The organism is Acrocarpospora corrugata (assembly GCF_009687845.1).
In the GTDB taxonomy this organism is placed as follows: domain Bacteria; phylum Actinomycetota; class Actinomycetes; order Streptosporangiales; family Streptosporangiaceae; genus Acrocarpospora; species Acrocarpospora corrugata.
This window is the reverse complement of sequence record NZ_BLAD01000100.1, coordinates 24,933-40,007: the sequence shown is the minus strand read 5'-3', so window position 1 is coordinate 40,007 and position 15,075 is coordinate 24,933. Positions and strand designations below refer to the sequence as shown.

General features: G+C 66.0%; 15 protein-coding genes. 12 read left to right on the top strand and 3 right to left on the bottom strand.

Annotated features, from left to right (window positions below; all coding sequences use genetic code 11):
- Nucleotides 1–352 precede the first annotated feature (352 nt).
- Complete coding sequence (locus tag Acor_RS45770) at nt 353–487, bottom strand: hypothetical protein (protein WP_281353300.1); 135 nt, start codon at nt 485–487, stop codon at nt 353–355.
- A gap of 492 nt (nt 488–979) precedes the next feature.
- On the opposite strand from Acor_RS45770, the gene Acor_RS37005 reads away from it, so the two are divergent.
- Complete coding sequence (locus Acor_RS37005; protein WP_218034717.1) at nt 980–2,524, top strand: isopeptide-forming domain-containing fimbrial protein; 1,545 nt, start codon at nt 980–982, stop codon at nt 2,522–2,524.
- A gap of 201 nt (nt 2,525–2,725) precedes the next feature.
- Here the strand turns inward: Acor_RS37005 and Acor_RS37000 are convergent, their stop codons facing one another.
- The gene (locus tag Acor_RS37000) at nt 2,726–3,148 is read right to left on the bottom strand and encodes a hypothetical protein (RefSeq protein ID WP_155341438.1); all 423 of its coding nucleotides are present in this window, start codon (nt 3,146–3,148) and stop codon (nt 2,726–2,728) included.
- Between the two features lie 219 nt (nt 3,149–3,367).
- Here Acor_RS37000 and Acor_RS36995 point away from each other — a divergent pair, with 219 nt between their 5' ends.
- The 7 genes from Acor_RS36995 to Acor_RS36970 all read left to right on the top strand — a co-directional run bounded on the left by Acor_RS36995 (nt 3,368) and on the right by Acor_RS36970 (nt 7,235).
- Nucleotides 3,368–3,778: a hypothetical protein gene (locus Acor_RS36995; RefSeq protein WP_155341437.1), complete on the top strand. Its 411-nt coding sequence runs from the start codon at nt 3,368–3,370 to the stop codon at nt 3,776–3,778.
- A 128-nt stretch (nt 3,779–3,906) separates the two neighbouring features.
- Nucleotides 3,907–4,557: an ABC transporter ATP-binding protein gene (locus tag Acor_RS36990; RefSeq protein WP_174876249.1), complete on the top strand. Its 651-nt coding sequence runs from the start codon at nt 3,907–3,909 to the stop codon at nt 4,555–4,557.
- A 1-nt stretch (nt 4,558) separates the two neighbouring features.
- The gene (locus Acor_RS45105; RefSeq protein WP_246239631.1) at nt 4,559–5,224 is read left to right on the top strand and encodes an ABC transporter permease; all 666 of its coding nucleotides are present in this window, start codon (nt 4,559–4,561) and stop codon (nt 5,222–5,224) included.
- Complete coding sequence (locus tag Acor_RS45100) at nt 5,142–5,765, top strand: ABC transporter permease (RefSeq protein WP_246239630.1); 624 nt, start codon at nt 5,142–5,144, stop codon at nt 5,763–5,765. Before Acor_RS45105 ends, Acor_RS45100 begins: the two co-directional genes overlap by 83 nt.
- A 136-nt stretch (nt 5,766–5,901) precedes the next feature.
- Complete coding sequence (locus Acor_RS36980; protein ID WP_155341435.1) at nt 5,902–6,483, top strand: RICIN domain-containing protein; 582 nt, start codon at nt 5,902–5,904, stop codon at nt 6,481–6,483.
- Nucleotides 6,484–6,600: 117 nt separating this feature from the next.
- The gene (locus Acor_RS36975; protein WP_155341434.1) at nt 6,601–6,825 is read left to right on the top strand and encodes a FitA-like ribbon-helix-helix domain-containing protein; all 225 of its coding nucleotides are present in this window, start codon (nt 6,601–6,603) and stop codon (nt 6,823–6,825) included.
- Complete coding sequence (locus tag Acor_RS36970) at nt 6,822–7,235, top strand: type II toxin-antitoxin system VapC family toxin (RefSeq protein WP_155341433.1); 414 nt, start codon at nt 6,822–6,824, stop codon at nt 7,233–7,235. Before Acor_RS36975 ends, Acor_RS36970 begins: the two co-directional genes overlap by 4 nt.
- Nucleotides 7,236–7,258: 23 nt before the next feature.
- Here Acor_RS36970 and Acor_RS36965 read toward each other — a convergent pair whose 3' ends face one another.
- Nucleotides 7,259–7,753, bottom strand: coding sequence for a hypothetical protein (locus Acor_RS36965; protein ID WP_155341432.1), 495 nt, complete (start codon nt 7,751–7,753; stop codon nt 7,259–7,261).
- Between the two features lie 284 nt (nt 7,754–8,037).
- Between Acor_RS36965 and Acor_RS36960 the strand changes: the two genes are divergently transcribed.
- The 4 genes from Acor_RS36960 to Acor_RS36950 all read left to right on the top strand — a co-directional run bounded on the left by Acor_RS36960 (nt 8,038) and on the right by Acor_RS36950 (nt 13,705).
- Nucleotides 8,038–9,738 carry a purple acid phosphatase family protein gene (locus tag Acor_RS36960; protein ID WP_155341431.1) on the top strand — a complete coding sequence of 567 codons (1,701 nt, stop codon included), beginning with the start codon at nt 8,038–8,040 and terminating at the stop codon, nt 9,736–9,738.
- Nucleotides 9,739–9,835: 97 nt separating this feature from the next.
- Nucleotides 9,836–10,492: a hypothetical protein gene (locus tag Acor_RS42585; protein WP_170317270.1), complete on the top strand. Its 657-nt coding sequence runs from the start codon at nt 9,836–9,838 to the stop codon at nt 10,490–10,492.
- 5 nt (nt 10,493–10,497) lie between these two features.
- Entirely contained in the window at nt 10,498–11,391 is an 894-nt protein-coding gene (locus Acor_RS42580) for a nickel/cobalt transporter (protein ID WP_170317271.1), read from the top strand.
- 733 nt (nt 11,392–12,124) lie between these two features.
- The gene (locus Acor_RS36950; RefSeq protein ID WP_246239634.1) at nt 12,125–13,705 is read left to right on the top strand and encodes an ImmA/IrrE family metallo-endopeptidase; all 1,581 of its coding nucleotides are present in this window, start codon (nt 12,125–12,127) and stop codon (nt 13,703–13,705) included.
- The last annotated feature ends 1,370 nt before the right edge of the window (nt 13,706–15,075 follow it).

Genomic DNA, 15,075 nt, shown 5'->3' with positions numbered 1-15,075 from the left:
ACCGAAGTACCGGTTGCTCTGCGCGGCCGAGGCGCCCAGCGTGCTCGCGGCATTGGCCGGGGTGGACATGCCCACCACGACCAGACCGGCGCTGAGGACGCCCACGGTGCCAATGATCAGAGCATTTCGGAGACCTGACGGGCGCTTACGGCGTCCGCCGTCCGGGACGGCATTGTCGATCATGCCTGTTCCTCCACTGGAACATAGATCAGCAAGGGGGGGTGCTAGTGGGTTGCGGAGAGGCTGTTCAGATCGCACCGAACAGTCGAGGCGATCAGGCAGGAGCGAGTCCCGATTCGTCGGTGTGGGCCGAGTCCCACATCGACGGCTTTGCCGCTGACGTCACGCATTCTCACCTGGCACTGGTCGGCGAGCAGGCGCCGTTCCAGCTCAGGCGGATGGCATCCCGGCCGCCGTTGACCCGGACGGGGCGGACCCCTGGGGAATCCGGCGGAATCTGCCGTCCGACCTGAGCGAATTCGAGCATGCCTGTTCCTCCACTGACGCTGGCCAGGTGGCGCATAATTCAGCTGCTGAGGACTCAGTGTGAGAAATGTAACGAAATGTGTCAAGAATCTGGTGAAACTTTCGGCCCTCGACACATGACGCGAGTCCCTGAACTGCGCGGATACGACGATAATCCTTGAAACTTTCCTCAGTTACGCCGATACCTAGGCCCGTTCGGGTCCTCGACCCGAAATTTCTCGTAACTTCTGGACTTCGGACGTGTCCGATAGTTGCGGCAGTCGGCTGGACGAGCGCGGAGGCGTCGCGTCTCCCGCCCGGCTGCTGCCTGGACCGGATTGAGGTCCTCACTGCTGAGAGTCCTAACAAACAAGATCGTGCCAAATATTGGCAGAGCGGTACGTGTCATGCCCCCTCCGGTGAGCCGCTCACGCGAACCTGCGTGGTGGTACCAGCGCCAATCCTCCGGCGCTGGCGGACGGACCCTGTTCCGCCCATCGAGAGGAACGTCATCATGAAGCACATCCGCAGGATGCTTTACCCAATCGCCGCCCTGGCGGCGACGGCCCTGCCGCTGACGCTGTCCGATGCGGTGCTGGCCGGCACCGCGCCGACCCAGGCGCACGTCGGCCCAGCCCGTACGGTCACGCAGGATCCGGCTACCTGTCCGGAGCGAGTGGCGCTGGTCAACGGCGGCTTCGAGCAGCCTGTCGTTACCGGCGGGGCGTGGGCTTCGTTCCCCGATGCCTCGCAGGGCGGCGCGAACGCGGTGCCGGGCTGGCGGACGACCTCCACCGATCACGCGATCGAGATCTGGAGCACCCGGATGGGCGTCCCTCCCATCGAGGGCAAGCAGTTCGCCGAATTGAACGCCACCCAGGTCGCGACCCTGTACCAGGACCGCCCGACCACGCCCGGGCAGAAGCTGTACTGGCGACTGTCCCACCGCGGCCGTCTCGGGACCGACACGATGGCACTGGGCATCGGTGATCCCAAGGCCCCCGCCCAACAGACGATCGCCTCCGACGGCACCACGAAGTGGGGCACCTACACCGGCACCTACACCGTGCCCGCCGGGATGACGACCACCAGGTTCGCCTTCCGTTCCATCTCCGCCGCGGGAGGGAACCCCACCTTCGGCAACTTCCTCGACGATGTCTTCTTCGGCACCGCACCGTGCGTGGTCGTCAGCAAGACCGCGAGCCCGCAGGGGCCGCTGAACGTCGGCGAAGAGATCACCTACCGGCTGACCTCGGTCAACAAGGGCGGCGGCGCGGCGGAGAATGTCCGCCTCACCGACACCATCCCGGCGGGCACCACTTTCGTACCCGGCTCGCTCCAGGTCGTCAACGGCCCCAACAGCGGCGCCAAGACCGACCAGGCCGGCGACGACCAGGCCGAATTCGACCCCGCCACCGGCAAGATCACCGTCATGCTGGGCACCGGCGCGACCGCCGTTGCAGGGGGGCAACTGCCCAACAGTGACGCCCTGCCCGACGGCACCACCGTCGAATTCCGGGTCAAGGTCGGCCCTGCCGCCGCAGGTAAGCAGGCAACCAACCAGGGCACGGTCAACTACGAGAACCGGCTCGGCCCCGACCCCGAACCGCTGACCTCCACCAGCGGCGACACCGTCACCGAGGTCAACCCGGCCGTCGACCTGATCGTGGTCAAGACCGCCGAGCAGATCCGGGTCACCGCCGGCGGGATGATCAGCTACCACGTGGCCGTCCGCAACCTCGGGCCGAACGACGCCACCGGCGTCGTGGTCAAGGACGCGCTGCCAGCCGGGCTCACCCTCCTGTCGGCAACGTCCTCCACCGGAGCGTACGTCGGCGAGGCCTGGACCGTCGGCACTCTCGCCGCCGGCGCCACAGCCACCCTGACCGTCCAGGCCAAGGCCACCACGGTCGCCGAAACCACCAACACCGCCACCGCAAGCGGCAAGGAACTGGACCTCAACCCGTCCAACAACAGCGACAGCGTCAAGGTCTGCGTCGACCCCGCACCCGCCTGCCCGTACTGCACGCCCCAGAAGACACCGAAAATGGAAAGCTGACCTGCTGAGACCCGCCTTGCCGCGAATCACCGGGTAGCACGACCAGAGACGGGCGACAGGGCGCTCTCCAAGTGGAGAACGCCCTGGTCAAAGGGCGCCGTGGGCGGCGCCCTGCTCGATCCAGGCGACATCCTCCCTGGACAGGCGTCGGCCGGGATCGGCCGGCCACCGAGGACGCCCACAGCCGGGTGGGACGCGGGCTCAGAAGATTCGCTTGGTGGTGCTGGACTTCAGACCCATAGCCTTCTTCCCATTGGGCTTGTAGAGGCCGACCGTCGCGTACACCTCGGCAATGTCGGTCGGCCCGTCCTCCATGAGGTTGGCGCTGGAGACGCGCTGCTCGGTGCTGAAAGCCAGGCCGAAGGAGGTCGCATACACCTTGCGCCGAGGCACGTCCCCGGCCGCCTTCGGGATGACGTGGTCCAACCCGAAGTCTTCGCCCGTGAGACTCCATGAGACGTTGTAGTTCCCGTTGATGTAAGCCTGGGCCAGCGCCAAGGTGGTGGCGAACCGGCCCTCGATGATGACCCAGTACTCGCGCGGGTTCGAGTTCGCGACGCGCTCGTACCGAACCTGGACATAACTGTTGGACGCGGCCTGTGCCGGGGTAGGAATGGCAGCCATTCCCCCGAGAAGAGCACAGAAGGCACCGACTCTGGCGACGCTTCGGACAATCTTGATCATTTTCCGACCTTCCCTTCACCTCTATGGCGTGACATGCCGTTCCGCCCCGTTCCATGAAATCGTCGGCGATTTCTGAGCCGCGCCGGAACGGCGTGGAACGGCTGGGCACGTCATGGAACGCCCTCTCAGTAACGACACCGTTCAAGAGAGAGTCCACCCATGAATTCGATCAGGATAGGAAAGAAAGTCGCGGGGCCGGTCACGTTGCTGGCCGCGTTGAGCCTGGGACTGACCGTCGTGACCGCGAGCCCGGCCGAGGCCGCCCCGAAGTGCGGCCTGACCGTCACCAGCCTCCACACTGACGACCAGGCGTACAAGCTGGAGGTCACCTGCGGGCCGTTCATGGCGCCGGCGGAATGGCATCTGTACGGCGACGACGGCCCGTTTGGCGTTCAGCACATTCTGAGCTCCTACCAGCCGGTGGCTTACGCAGACTCAGGCGCACTGGACGAGGACCCGGGCACCGAGGCCGACGAGATCTTCGCCACGGTTATCTACCGGACCACCACCGGAGCGTACTGGACCGTTCGCACTAACACGGTCGTCGCCAATTTCTGGCCGTACAGCTAGGGCGTGGCGCACCTCGGGACGATCACACAGCGCGATCACCGCGACCCGAAATGCGCTGGACGTGAATGCTTGCGAAATCGGGTGTACCCCGATCTGTCAATCCCCTCAAAACCGTCGTCGGCGACCCGGTGATCGAACTCTCCGGGGTCACCAAGACCTACCCCGGCGGTGTCACCGCGCTGCGGTCGGTCGACCTGGTCATCGGCTACGGCGAGCTGCCGGCGATCGTCGGGCCGTCGGGCTCGGGCAAGTCCACGATGCTGAACCTGGTCGGCACGCTGGACCGGCCGTCGCAGGGCACCGTGCGAATCGACGGGCACGACGTGGCGTCGCTGTCCGACCGACAGCTCTCCGCGCTGCGCGCCCGGCGTATCGGCTTCGTCTTCCAGCAGTTCCACCTCGCGCCGGGGCGGGACGCGCTGGGCAACGTCGCCGACGGCCTGCTCTACACCGGCGTCGGCAAGCGGGAACGCGAGCAGCGCGCCGAGGCCGCGCTGGTGCGGGTCGGCCTGGGCGAGCGGCTCACCCACCGCCCCTACCAGCTCTCCGGCGGGGAGCGCCAGCGGGTGGCCATCGCCCGCGCGGTCGTGGGCGACCCGCCGCTACTACTAGCGGACGAGCCGACCGGAAACCTCGACTCGGTCTCCGGCACCGGGGTGATGAAACTGCTGTGCGAGCTGAACGAGGCGGGCACGACGATCCTGGTCATCACGCATGACCGCGAAATCGCGGACAGCCTGCCGCGGCAGGTGCCGATGCGCGACGGGCAGGTGGTCTGAGATGTCGCTACGGCCCGCCCGGCTGCGCCTGTCGGACCTGGCCCGGCTCGGCGGATACGGTCTGCGCTCGCGCCCGCTGCGCGCCGTGCTGTCGGCGCTGGGCATCGCGATCGGCATCGCGGCGATGACCGCGGTGGTCGGCATCTCCGCCTCCAGCCGCGCCGACCTCGACCAGGAACTCGCGAAGCTCGGCACCAACATGCTGACCGTGTCTCCCGGCAACACGATGTTCGGCAAGCAGGCCACGCTGCCCGACGAGTCGGTCGCGATGATCAAGCGGATCGGCCCGGTGCGGTCGGCCACCGCGACCGGCGTGCTCAGTGACACCTACGCCTATCGCAACGACCGGATCCCGGCGGCGCAGTCCGGCGGCCTGTCCGTGCTCGCGGCCAAGCTCGACCTGCTCAGGACGGTCGGCGGCACGCTCGACCACCGTGGTCGGCGGCACGCTCGACCACGGTGCCTGGCTCAATGCGGCGACCGACCGGTATCCGGCGGTGGTGCTCGGCGCGACGGCGGCCCAGCGGCTCGGGAACGTGCCCGCCGTCTACGTCGGCGGCCGGTGGTGGGTCGTGGTCGGGGTGTTGCGGAAGGTACTGCTCGCGCCGGAGCTCGACTCGGCGGTGCTCATGGGGTGGCCGGCGACCACGACTTACCTGGGCTTTGACGGGCATCCCACGACGGTCTACACGCGGTCGGTGGAGTCGCAGGTGGAGGCGGTGCGTACGGTGCTCGCGCCCACGGCCAACCCGTCGGCGCCGGGCGCGGTGCAGGTGTCGAGGCCGTCCGACGCGCTGGCCGCGCGCCGGGCCACGAACGCGACTTTCGACGCGTTGCTGCTCGGGTTGGGCGCGATCGCGCTGCTCGTGGGCGGGATCGGCGTCGCCAACACGATGGTGATCTCGGTGCTGGAAAGGCGCTCGGAGATCGGCCTGCGCAGATCGCAGGGCGCCACAAAAGGCCAGGTCCGCACGCAGTTCGTCGCGGAGTCACTGCTCCTGTCGCTGCTCGGCGGTGCGTTCGGTGCGCTGCTCGGCTATCTGGTGGCCGGAATGTACGCCACGACGCAGAAGTGGCCCACGGTCGTACCGCTGTGGGTTCTCGCGGGCGGAGTCGGCGCGACGGTGATGATCGGTGCGATCGCAGGCCTGTACCCAACGATCCGCGCGGCCCGCCTGTCACCCACGGAGGCCTTGGCGACGACCTGACGAGCCTTGTTTCGGGGAGGCCTACCGCGCCAAAGCTCGTTCTCAGCAGGGCCTATACCCCACGTATACCGATATGTCCGAGCTCAGCCCGAGAAATCGGCACCAGTGCCCATTCGAAGGACAGTGAGGGGTCTCGATGAAACGCCTCATCACCTCTGTGACCGTCGTCGTCGCCATCATCGCCACCGCCACACCGGCAAGCACGGCCGAGATCAAGTACGAGCTCCGGCCGCTGAACAGCGGCAAGTGTCTGGACGTCGTCAATGGGTCCCGGGCCAACGGCGCCCGGATCCAGCAGTGGACGTGCAGCGGCAACTCGCAGCAGAAGTGGTACATCCGGAGCACGGGCCACGTCAGCGGCGAGGTGTACTCGATCGTGTCGGCGCACAGCGGCGCCTGCCTCGACCTGCGCGATAACAACTCGGGCAACGGGGCCGTAGTGCAGCAATGGACCTGCTCCGGTGGGTACAACCAGAAGTGGTGGCTGACCTGGGACGCTGGCATGGGCGCTTACCGCATCAAGGCCGACGTGGGCCAGCGCTGCCTGGACGTGACGGGCGCGTCCACGGCCAATGGCTATATGCAGACCTGGGACTGCTTCGCCCCGGGCACGCGCAACCAGCGCTTCCGTCTGTCGCCTGACTCTCCGCGGAATGCCTTTTCCAGCCACCAGAACGGGCGGCCGGCCGCAGCCTTCGCGTCGACCGCCACCGGCTGAGGTGCGCTCCGTACGGACTTATCACCGCCTCGTGAGCGAAGCCGCGGATATAACGAGCCCGCCGAGGAGAAGACGATGGAACCAGTTTGCATGCAATGTGCATGCTAGAGTGGTTGCATGGGTATCATTCAGATCCGAGACGTCCCCGAGGCAACAGAGCGAATGTTGAAGGCTCGCGCCGAGCGAGAAGGCAAATCGCTGGCCGCCTACGTACGTGATCTCTTGAACGAGGAGGCGGCCGCTCCAGCATTGGACGAAGTAATGGCCAAGATCGCCAACGACGAACCCGTGCCGTACGACCCCGACTTCGTACGCGAGACGATGCGCGAGGGGCGCCGGTGAGCTTGGTCGTAGACGCCTCGATCGTGTTCCGCCTTCTGGCGAACGTGAAAGGCGACGACCTCCTTCGTCAAAGACTGGCCCGCAAAGTACACGCTCCGGCCCTGATCGACGTCGAGATCGCTTCCGTGGTGCGCGGTCACGTGATCACCAGCAAACCGGAGGTACGCATTTCCGAGGAGCGGGCCAGAATCATGCTGGAGCGCTACGCCCAACTCAGAATCGTCCGCCATCCGATGCTGCCTCTCCAACCTCGCGTGCTGGAATTGCGGAACAACCTCACCGCCTACGACGGCATGTACGTCGCCCTGGCCGAGCTGCTGGAACTGCCGCTGCTCACCGACGATGCCAAGTTCGCCGGTTCGACGGGCCATCGAGCGGAGATCCACCGCTACCCGCCGCCACTGGTGTAGGTGTCCTCTCTTCCGCACAAGAGTCAGGCCCGGGGCAGCATCGAGCCGGCCAGTTCGCCGCGGGGGTCGTAGACCACGCACATGATGTCACGGTCGCCGTCCGCCCAGGTCTCGGCGGTCGGCAGGATCGGGTAGTAGTCCAGCTCGGCCCCCGCCGCACCGGGCCAGTAGTGCACGAACCCCCGCTCGCAGCTGCTCCAGCCGAACGCGGCCAGCGCGACGCGGTCGTAGCGCCCGTCGTCGGCGTGCACGAAGCCGTAGGACTGGTTGTCGGCGTGCTGGTCGCAGGTCGTGTAAAGGACGATCTCCTCGCCCGCCGCCGGGGAGTACTCCGGGTCGGTGAAGCACTCGCCCGCCTCCAGGTTGAGCACTCCGGTCGTCCCCGGGGTCATGAAGTCGTCGCCCTTGTGCACGGCCGGCGTGGCCGGGGCGACGAAGAGCGTGCCGAGCGCCAGCACGGCCGGCACCATCGTCAGAAGGCGGAACGGCCGGCGGGCGGGCGGCCGGGCTACGGTCATCGACACCTGTCCTGACGGGCGATCATGCTGATCGCCCCAGACTGGCGGATCAAGTGAAATATCACCTCAACGCCGGGTGTCAGCCGTACGGAGGCCGGATGACGGCTCGGCTCCCCGGCTTGACCTCGGGTGACGTTGCTCACAGCGGCGCAGGAAAGATCGTCAGTTCACTTCGCGGCAAGGTTCTGGCCGGTCTTTGGCCAACCGAATCTGCGTGGATTTCGGACATCCCACCGTGCTCCCTCGGTGGGGTGCAATCCACTTCCTCAGGAGTGAAGCTCGACGTGAGTGACGCCACCCGACCCTGGTCCCTGCGGACCCGGCAGGCCAAACTGATCGTGATCGGCGCCAGCGCGCTGCTCGTCGGCGGTCTGGCCGTCAGCCCGATGGCGTTCGGCGCTGCCGCACCGCCGAAGTTCCCCGCCGCCGAGATCCACAAGCCCACCCCGATGCCCGACCGGGTCATCCTCACCCCGACCGCCACGCCTTCCTCGTCCCAGAAGGTCACCTGGCGCGCCGAGACCACCGCCGAGTTCGCCCAGGCCGAGATCCTGGAGTCGCCTCGCGCGCTGGGCGAGGTCGCCCCCGCCGCCGGCGCCGTCACCAACGTGAAGGCGCAGTCGAGCACCCCGGTCAACACCACCCTCGGGTACGCCTCGACGTACCACACGGTGGAGTTCGCCAGCCTCAAGCCCGCCACCCGGTACACCTACCGCGTCGGCGACGGCACCAACTGGAGCGAGTGGAGCGACTTCACCACCGCCGCCGCCGGTTTCCAGCCGTTCTCCTTCATCTACTACGGCGACGCCCAGAACTTCATCGACTCGGCCGTCCCCCGGGTGTTCCGCCAGGCGTTCGCCGACCGGCCGCAGGCCAAGATGATCGTCAACGCCGGTGACCTCATCGACTCCGCCAACAGCGAGGAGCAGTGGGGCCAGTGGTTCAAGGCCGGCGGCTTCATCGACAGCCAGGTCAACAACCTGTCCATCACCGGTAACCACGAGTACAGCGGCGTCTCGCTGTCCTCGTTCTGGGTTCCGCAGTTCCCGTACCCGGACAACGGCCCGGCCTGGACCGACTACCCGGGCGCCGAGAACATCGCCAAGACCGCGTACTACGTGGACTACCAGGGCGTGCGCTTCATCGGCCTGAACACCAACGTGCAGTCCATCCCGGACCTGATGGCCAAGCAGACCGCGTGGCTGGAGGGCCTGCTCAAGGACAACCCGAACAAGTGGACCGTGGTGACCTTCCACCACCCCGTCTACTCCAACACCGGCACCCGCAACAACCCGGTGGTCCGCGCCCAGTGGGCCCCGCTGCTGGAGAAGTACGGCGTCGACCTGGTGCTGCAGGGCCACGACCACTCCTACGGCCGGGGCAACCTGAAGTCCGCCCGCCAGTCCGCGACCACGCACAACGGCGTCTCGTACGTGGTGTCCGTCTCCGGCGGCAAGATGTACGAGCTCAACGGCGGCGTGAACTGGACCGGCAACGGCGGCGAGGTGATCAGCACCAGCGAGAACACGCAGCTGTACCAGATGATCGACGTCGACAAGGACCAGCTGCGCTTCGAGGCCCGCTACGCCAACGGCGAGCACCACGACGGCTTCCTGATCCGCAAGAACGACGCGGGTGAGCGCACCGTCACCGAGCTCGGCACCGGCAACACCGGCGAGCAGGTCACCGTGGACAAGACCAGTGTCGAGCCGGGTGAGCAGCTCACCGCCACCGCGTTCGGCTACGACCCGGCCGAGAAGGTGAAGGTCTACCTCCTCCGTACCAAGGGCACGGCCGCGAACGCCGGCAACGGCGACCGCGACTACGACAGCCGGACCTACGTCGGCACCCAGACCGCCGACGCGCTGGGCAAGCTGAGCTACGGCTTCAAGCTGCCGGCCGACCTCAACAAGGACAGCACCTACCGGGTGTACCTGGAGAGCGCCACCCAGAAGATCACCAGCCCGGTGATCACGGTCAAGTAGTAGCCCCACCGGATGCGGGCCCGCCCCGGTACCGGTCCTCCGGGATTGGTACCGGGGCGCGGCCCGCGCCATCCCGGCCAGCTCGACAGGAGATCCCGTGACCTTCCGTACCCGTCTGGCGGGCGCGCTGCTCGCCGGGGCGGCGGTGGCCGCCGTGCCGGCGGCGCCGGCCGCCGCTCATCCCTTCGGCCCGCCGTCCACCGCGCGGATCAGCGTCGACGGCTCGCACGTGGCGATCGCCTGGCTGGCCGCCGAGGACGACTGGGTCGCGCTCGGCCAGTCGGTCGGCGCGTTCGAGAACCCCGCCACCGGGTCGGTGTCCACCGCACTCACCGGCGAGCAGAAGCTGCAGCGGTCCGCGGCGGTCCGGGACTACCTGCTCGGCCGGATCACCGTCGCGCAGGGCGGCACCCCGTGCCCCGGCCGGCTGGAGTCGCTGGAGCGGCTGGTCGCCCAGGGCGCCCGGCTCGCCTTCGACTGCCCCGGGCCGGCCGTCGACCTCGACGTCACGGTGAGCGCCCTCACCGACCTCGACGAGAACTACCGGACCATGCTCACCGCCGAGACGCCCGCCACCCCGGCCCAGGCGCTCTACACCGCGCGCCAGCAGACCACCCGGCTGCGCTTCACCGCCTCCGGCGGCGGCACGACCGCGGCCGTGACTACCGTCGCCGCCGGCACCGCCGCCGCGGCCGCGATCATCGGAGTGCTCGTGCTGCTGCGGGTACGGCGCCGGAAGGGCGGGCAGGCGTGAACGGGATGGGCGGGGCGGACAGCCGCCTGATCGCGATGTTCGACGGCGGCGCGGCGTTCTGGCTGGTCCTGGCGGTGGCGCTGTGCGTCGGCGTAGTGCACGCGGTGGCCCCCGGGCACGGCAAGAGCATCACCGCGGCGTACCTGATCGGCACCCACGGCCGGTACCGGGACGCGGTGCGGCTCGGGGTGATCGTGGCGGTCATGCACACCTTCTCGGTGCTGGTGCTGGCGGTCGCCTGGGTGGGGCTCAGCGGCGTCGCAGGCCTGGGCACGAAGAGCATCACCGCCTGGCTGCAGGTGCTCGCCGGGCTGGTCGTGATCGGCGTGGGCGCCCACCTCGTCTACCGCCACCTGCGCGAGCGGCGAAGCGGGACAAGCCATGGGCACGGGCACGAGCACGGACATGGGCACGGACATGGGCACGGACATGGGCACGAGCACGGACGTGGGCACGGACACGGGCACGAGCACGGACACGGACACGGACACGGGCATCTCGGAGCCGAGCCGGAGTCGCCGGTTTCCAGCGAGGCGCGCGGCGATGTCGCGACGCAGTCGCCGACCGATCCGTGGTCGCGGCGCGGGCTGGTCGCGCTCGCCCTGTCGGGCGGGCTGCTGCCCTCGCCGTCGGCCTTCATCGTGCTGGTGAGCGGGCTGCTAACCGGGCGAGCGCTGGACGCCGTCGTGCTGGTGATCGCGTTCGGGGTGGGCATGGCGGCCACCCTGACCGCCGTCGGCGTTGTGACGATCAAGGGTGGCGGGCTGCTGGCCCGGCGCGCCCGCAACTGGTCGCCGGCCGCCGCGGTGGCTGGCTGGCTCCCCGCCGTCGCCGGCGTCGCGGTGTCGCTCGGCGGTTGCCTCTACCTGTTCGCGGCCGTCGGCGTGCTCACCGCGTGACCGCGAGCGAACCCGGCCGGTTCCGTCCAGCCACCCCGCTGTACCGCTCCGCGCCCCGCCGTGCCCCGGCGCACCCCCGCGGACCTGCGCATTCCGTCCCGCGTGCGGCCTGTCGGCGTGCCACCGGGACGGCGAGGCCGAAGGCGCTCACGGTTACGGGAAGCAAAAGCTAACGACGGAAGCGGACTGCAGCACGACTCTGGCGCAACCGTGCCGGACCAGCCGGTGTCGGTCCGCTACCGCGCACGTCGGGACACGACGGTGAAGCGCACTTGATGTCCGCAACCCTGCCCTGCGAGGCAACCCGGTGGCGATGGACTCGCCTCGTTTATCATTCTGGTGTAGGGGACACACTTGGGCTAACTCTGTGATCACGGAAGGGCATCATGAGCGGCAGTGATCTAGAAGAACCCGCTCCTGATCAAGTGATCACACCGGTTCTGATCTACGAGCCGAACCCGAAGCACAAGCCGATCCCGACTCCGGGACGTCACGGCTCCATATGTCCACCCTATGCCGATGGCCCAGGGCTCTTGCAGGAGAGTGACCTCACGGGCTGCAAGCGATACGCGACTGATGGCACCGAGGCTTACTGTGCGCAGGAGCACATCGAGGGCAAGTGGCACGGTTACCCAGTCGGATGGGAGGAAGTCCCTCCTCGCCTCGTCGCCGACTGGATCGCTTCTGGCAAGGTGACCCGCCGAACCGTCCGGCGTGCTAGGCAGCGTGGGTGATGACGATCCATTGGGAGAAGTTCGACGGCAACACGGATTTGTTCGCCATCCGAATCAGCTTCATCGACGACCCTCACCGTGGAGCGGCAGCCACGCCAGAGGAAACCATGTCGTGGGGTGCACTGCAACTGTGGGTCGGCGGTGAGAATCTATGCGCACACGTCGATCAGGGTGAAGTTCTCCAGCATTCCCATTGGTATCTGCTATCGGTGTTGGAGTGGATCGCAGACAACTGGAATGCGATATTGCATGAGGAGAAACTGCCCAACAGAAACGGAGAAACAGCGGCCAAGGCACTGGCCGGGACGCGTAATGCGCCAGCCCTCGCCGGAGAACCCGAGACGCTCATTTGGGAACAGAACTGGTATGATTGGCACAGTCGTCACGCCCTTCGTTCGGCACGCGATGGTGGCCTACTGCCAAATGTTGTGATACGCCGCCTGAATGACCTTATTGAATTGAGCTGGAACGACGAACCACTGGCTGGAACTGTTGGAGGGTTTCGCTACAGTGCAACCAGCGGCGCCGCGTTGCTTACACCGCGGCAAGTCGCCGACCCGCTGTTCAAGGTCACTCGGGAAGCAGCTGAATATCTGTGCGAGCGCATGCCTCACAGCAGCCGAATAGCCGCTCTGGCCAACCGCCTCAAAAGACTGGAAATGCCCGATCAAGAACATGAAAGACTTGCCTGGCTAGCCGGTATTCGCATGGCTTCTTCGGCTTCTTACCCGCTTGAGAGCGAGGCGGAACACCTCATTCTAAGCGCCAGGTGGGCCGAGATCATGAAGAGCCTTCGCCAGCTTGGCGCCGACGCGACCGGGCCGGCCTTTTCAAGCCAGAGCACGAAACTGACCGTGGTCGACCCGTCTCATGCGGCCCTCCTCTTCAGTTCGGTGTCGCCTACGGTGACACAAAAGGACATCGAAACTCTCGGAAGAGTGCTGATCGATCAGCAGACTACGCAGGATACGGTCCCCAACCTGGATCGCCTATGTAAAGATGCGACCCCTGATCTGTCAAGCCCGGCGTGGGAGCAGGGATATGACCTGGCCGAAGAAGTCCTTGATCAAATTCCACCCAAGTTTATTGAGCAATATGTTGACATCGAAGCACTGTTGAGCCATCTCGGCGTGGCCGTCATCTCCCTTGGCCTTGAAGACCACAACATCCGAGCGTGCGCCATAGTAGGCAAAGAGATTCGGGCCACTGTCGTTCAGAACACGAACTCCCCCTTCTATGACTCGCTCAATGCGAAACGTTTCAGCATGGCTCACGAGCTGTGCCATCTGCTATTTGATCGTTCACGAGGACGGAAACTTGCAATCGCAAGCGGCCCGTGGGCGCCAGAGGTGGTAGAGCGCCGGGCAAACGCCTTCGCAGCAATGTTCTTGATGCCGATCGATCTAGTGCAGCAAGCAATCGCCGATCTGCCTGATCCCATCACCGACTATCACAGTATCAGCGAAGTCGCCGAGCGGCTCCATGTAAGCAGGCGAGCAGCCATTGAACATCTCTACAACTTGACGCTTATGACCGACCTCGACCGCGAGGCCCTGCTGAGGCAATTGCGGGACACCTGACATCTATTTGCTGTCTGAGTAACAGCGACTCTGCTGCCCCTGCAAGCCAACGCCCTCTTCTCGGCTACTTGAGGGCAAGCATGCGACGCCTTGCCCCAAGAACCGTGAGAAGCATCGGCACCGCGACAGGTGTGCGAAGGCCTGCCGTAAACGCGGTCACGTCTGCCCGGTGGTCGAGAATCCGTGTCCGAAAGGGTGCTCCGACATGCGAGTACCTGTCCGAAGAGGGATCGACATGGGCGTACATGTACGGACCGTGATGGAGGTCCTCGGTCACTCCGACATCCGGGTCACCCAGCGGTATACGCACGTGGCTACCCCGATGGCGCGAGACGCCGCCAAGCGGATGGCAAAGCACTTTGGAACTGATTGCAGCACTTGGCAGAGGAATCGCGATCACCTGACCGTAAGCGACGTACTATTCAAAATGTGACCTATCTCACATTTTCTCCTTGAGTCTCAGCTGATTGACCAGCGGGTTTAGGTCCACATGGAGGGAATGGGCAATTCTGTGTCATTCTCGCGATCTGCTCGTATCCAGTTGAGCGAGGTAGGGAACACGGTTACGTCACGCAACTCGGCGAAGGCAATTACCCTGTGGACCAGTCGCAAGAACGACATCTCCGACTCGGCCGGTGTTTTTCGGTGGATCGACCGAAAAGGGCGATTCCTAACCAATTGCCCACGGAGAGGGGATTACCCCATGTCGCGGAGGCGACGCAGCAAGAACGCATTCCACTCCGAACAGCGCTTGCTCGCAGTTAGAGCAGTACTCACGGTAGTGGAAGCGGTGATGAGGATGCTCTGGCCCTTGTAGGTTCATTGACCTAGCAGAGGGCCAGAGCTCTCTCAGGAGGGGCCTCGACCTACCGCGCACAACGACTGGTCGGGGCCTCTCTTCGTCTGGACCCATGGCAGTGCCACTAACCCAGTGCGTTCCAGACTAACCACTAAATGCGCGACTTTAAAGTCGGGCCGATCCGGGTACCTTGGCCATGATCGAGAGTGTCTCGAAGCACCCGACTTTAAAGTCACCACCTTCGCGGCCAGACTCGGCCAAGCAGTGGCGACCTTGCAGCAACGTACGCAGTGCCTGAACCCTACTGAGGTACCGACCTCAGCCATGATGGCGACGTCATCGAGATCTGCACGCTGCTCCGGCGAAGAGCCTCGGTGGGATAGCCAGTCCTCCATCAAGGCTGCCCAATTTGGTGTCGCCCAGACACCGAAGACGGAGGATCCCAGACCCCGACGCCCAGTCGGCAAGGGGACGCCTTGCGGCGCTCCAAACGAGAATGAACGTCTTCAAACTGCAACGGGAAATGCAACGGAGAACGATCACAGGGCGCCTCCCGGAAGGGAAACGCCCT

Coding starts and splice junctions, on each gene's coding strand:
- Acor_RS45770 (WP_281353300.1), bottom strand. CDS start 487: ATGCTCGAATTCGCTCAGGTCGGACGGCAGATTCCGCCGGATTCCCCA.
- Acor_RS37005 (WP_218034717.1), top strand. CDS start 980: ATGAAGCACATCCGCAGGATGCTTTACCCAATCGCCGCCCTGGCGGCG.
- Acor_RS37000 (WP_155341438.1), bottom strand. CDS start 3,148: ATGGCTGCCATTCCTACCCCGGCACAGGCCGCGTCCAACAGTTATGTC.
- Acor_RS36995 (WP_155341437.1), top strand. CDS start 3,368: ATGAATTCGATCAGGATAGGAAAGAAAGTCGCGGGGCCGGTCACGTTG.
- Acor_RS45105 (WP_246239631.1), top strand. CDS start 4,559: ATGTCGCTACGGCCCGCCCGGCTGCGCCTGTCGGACCTGGCCCGGCTC.
- Acor_RS36980 (WP_155341435.1), top strand. CDS start 5,902: ATGAAACGCCTCATCACCTCTGTGACCGTCGTCGTCGCCATCATCGCC.
- Acor_RS36975 (WP_155341434.1), top strand. CDS start 6,601: ATGGGTATCATTCAGATCCGAGACGTCCCCGAGGCAACAGAGCGAATG.
- Acor_RS36965 (WP_155341432.1), bottom strand. CDS start 7,753: ATGACCGTAGCCCGGCCGCCCGCCCGCCGGCCGTTCCGCCTTCTGACG.
- Acor_RS42580 (WP_170317271.1), top strand. CDS start 10,498: ATGGGCGGGGCGGACAGCCGCCTGATCGCGATGTTCGACGGCGGCGCG.
- Acor_RS36950 (WP_246239634.1), top strand. CDS start 12,125: ATGACGATCCATTGGGAGAAGTTCGACGGCAACACGGATTTGTTCGCC.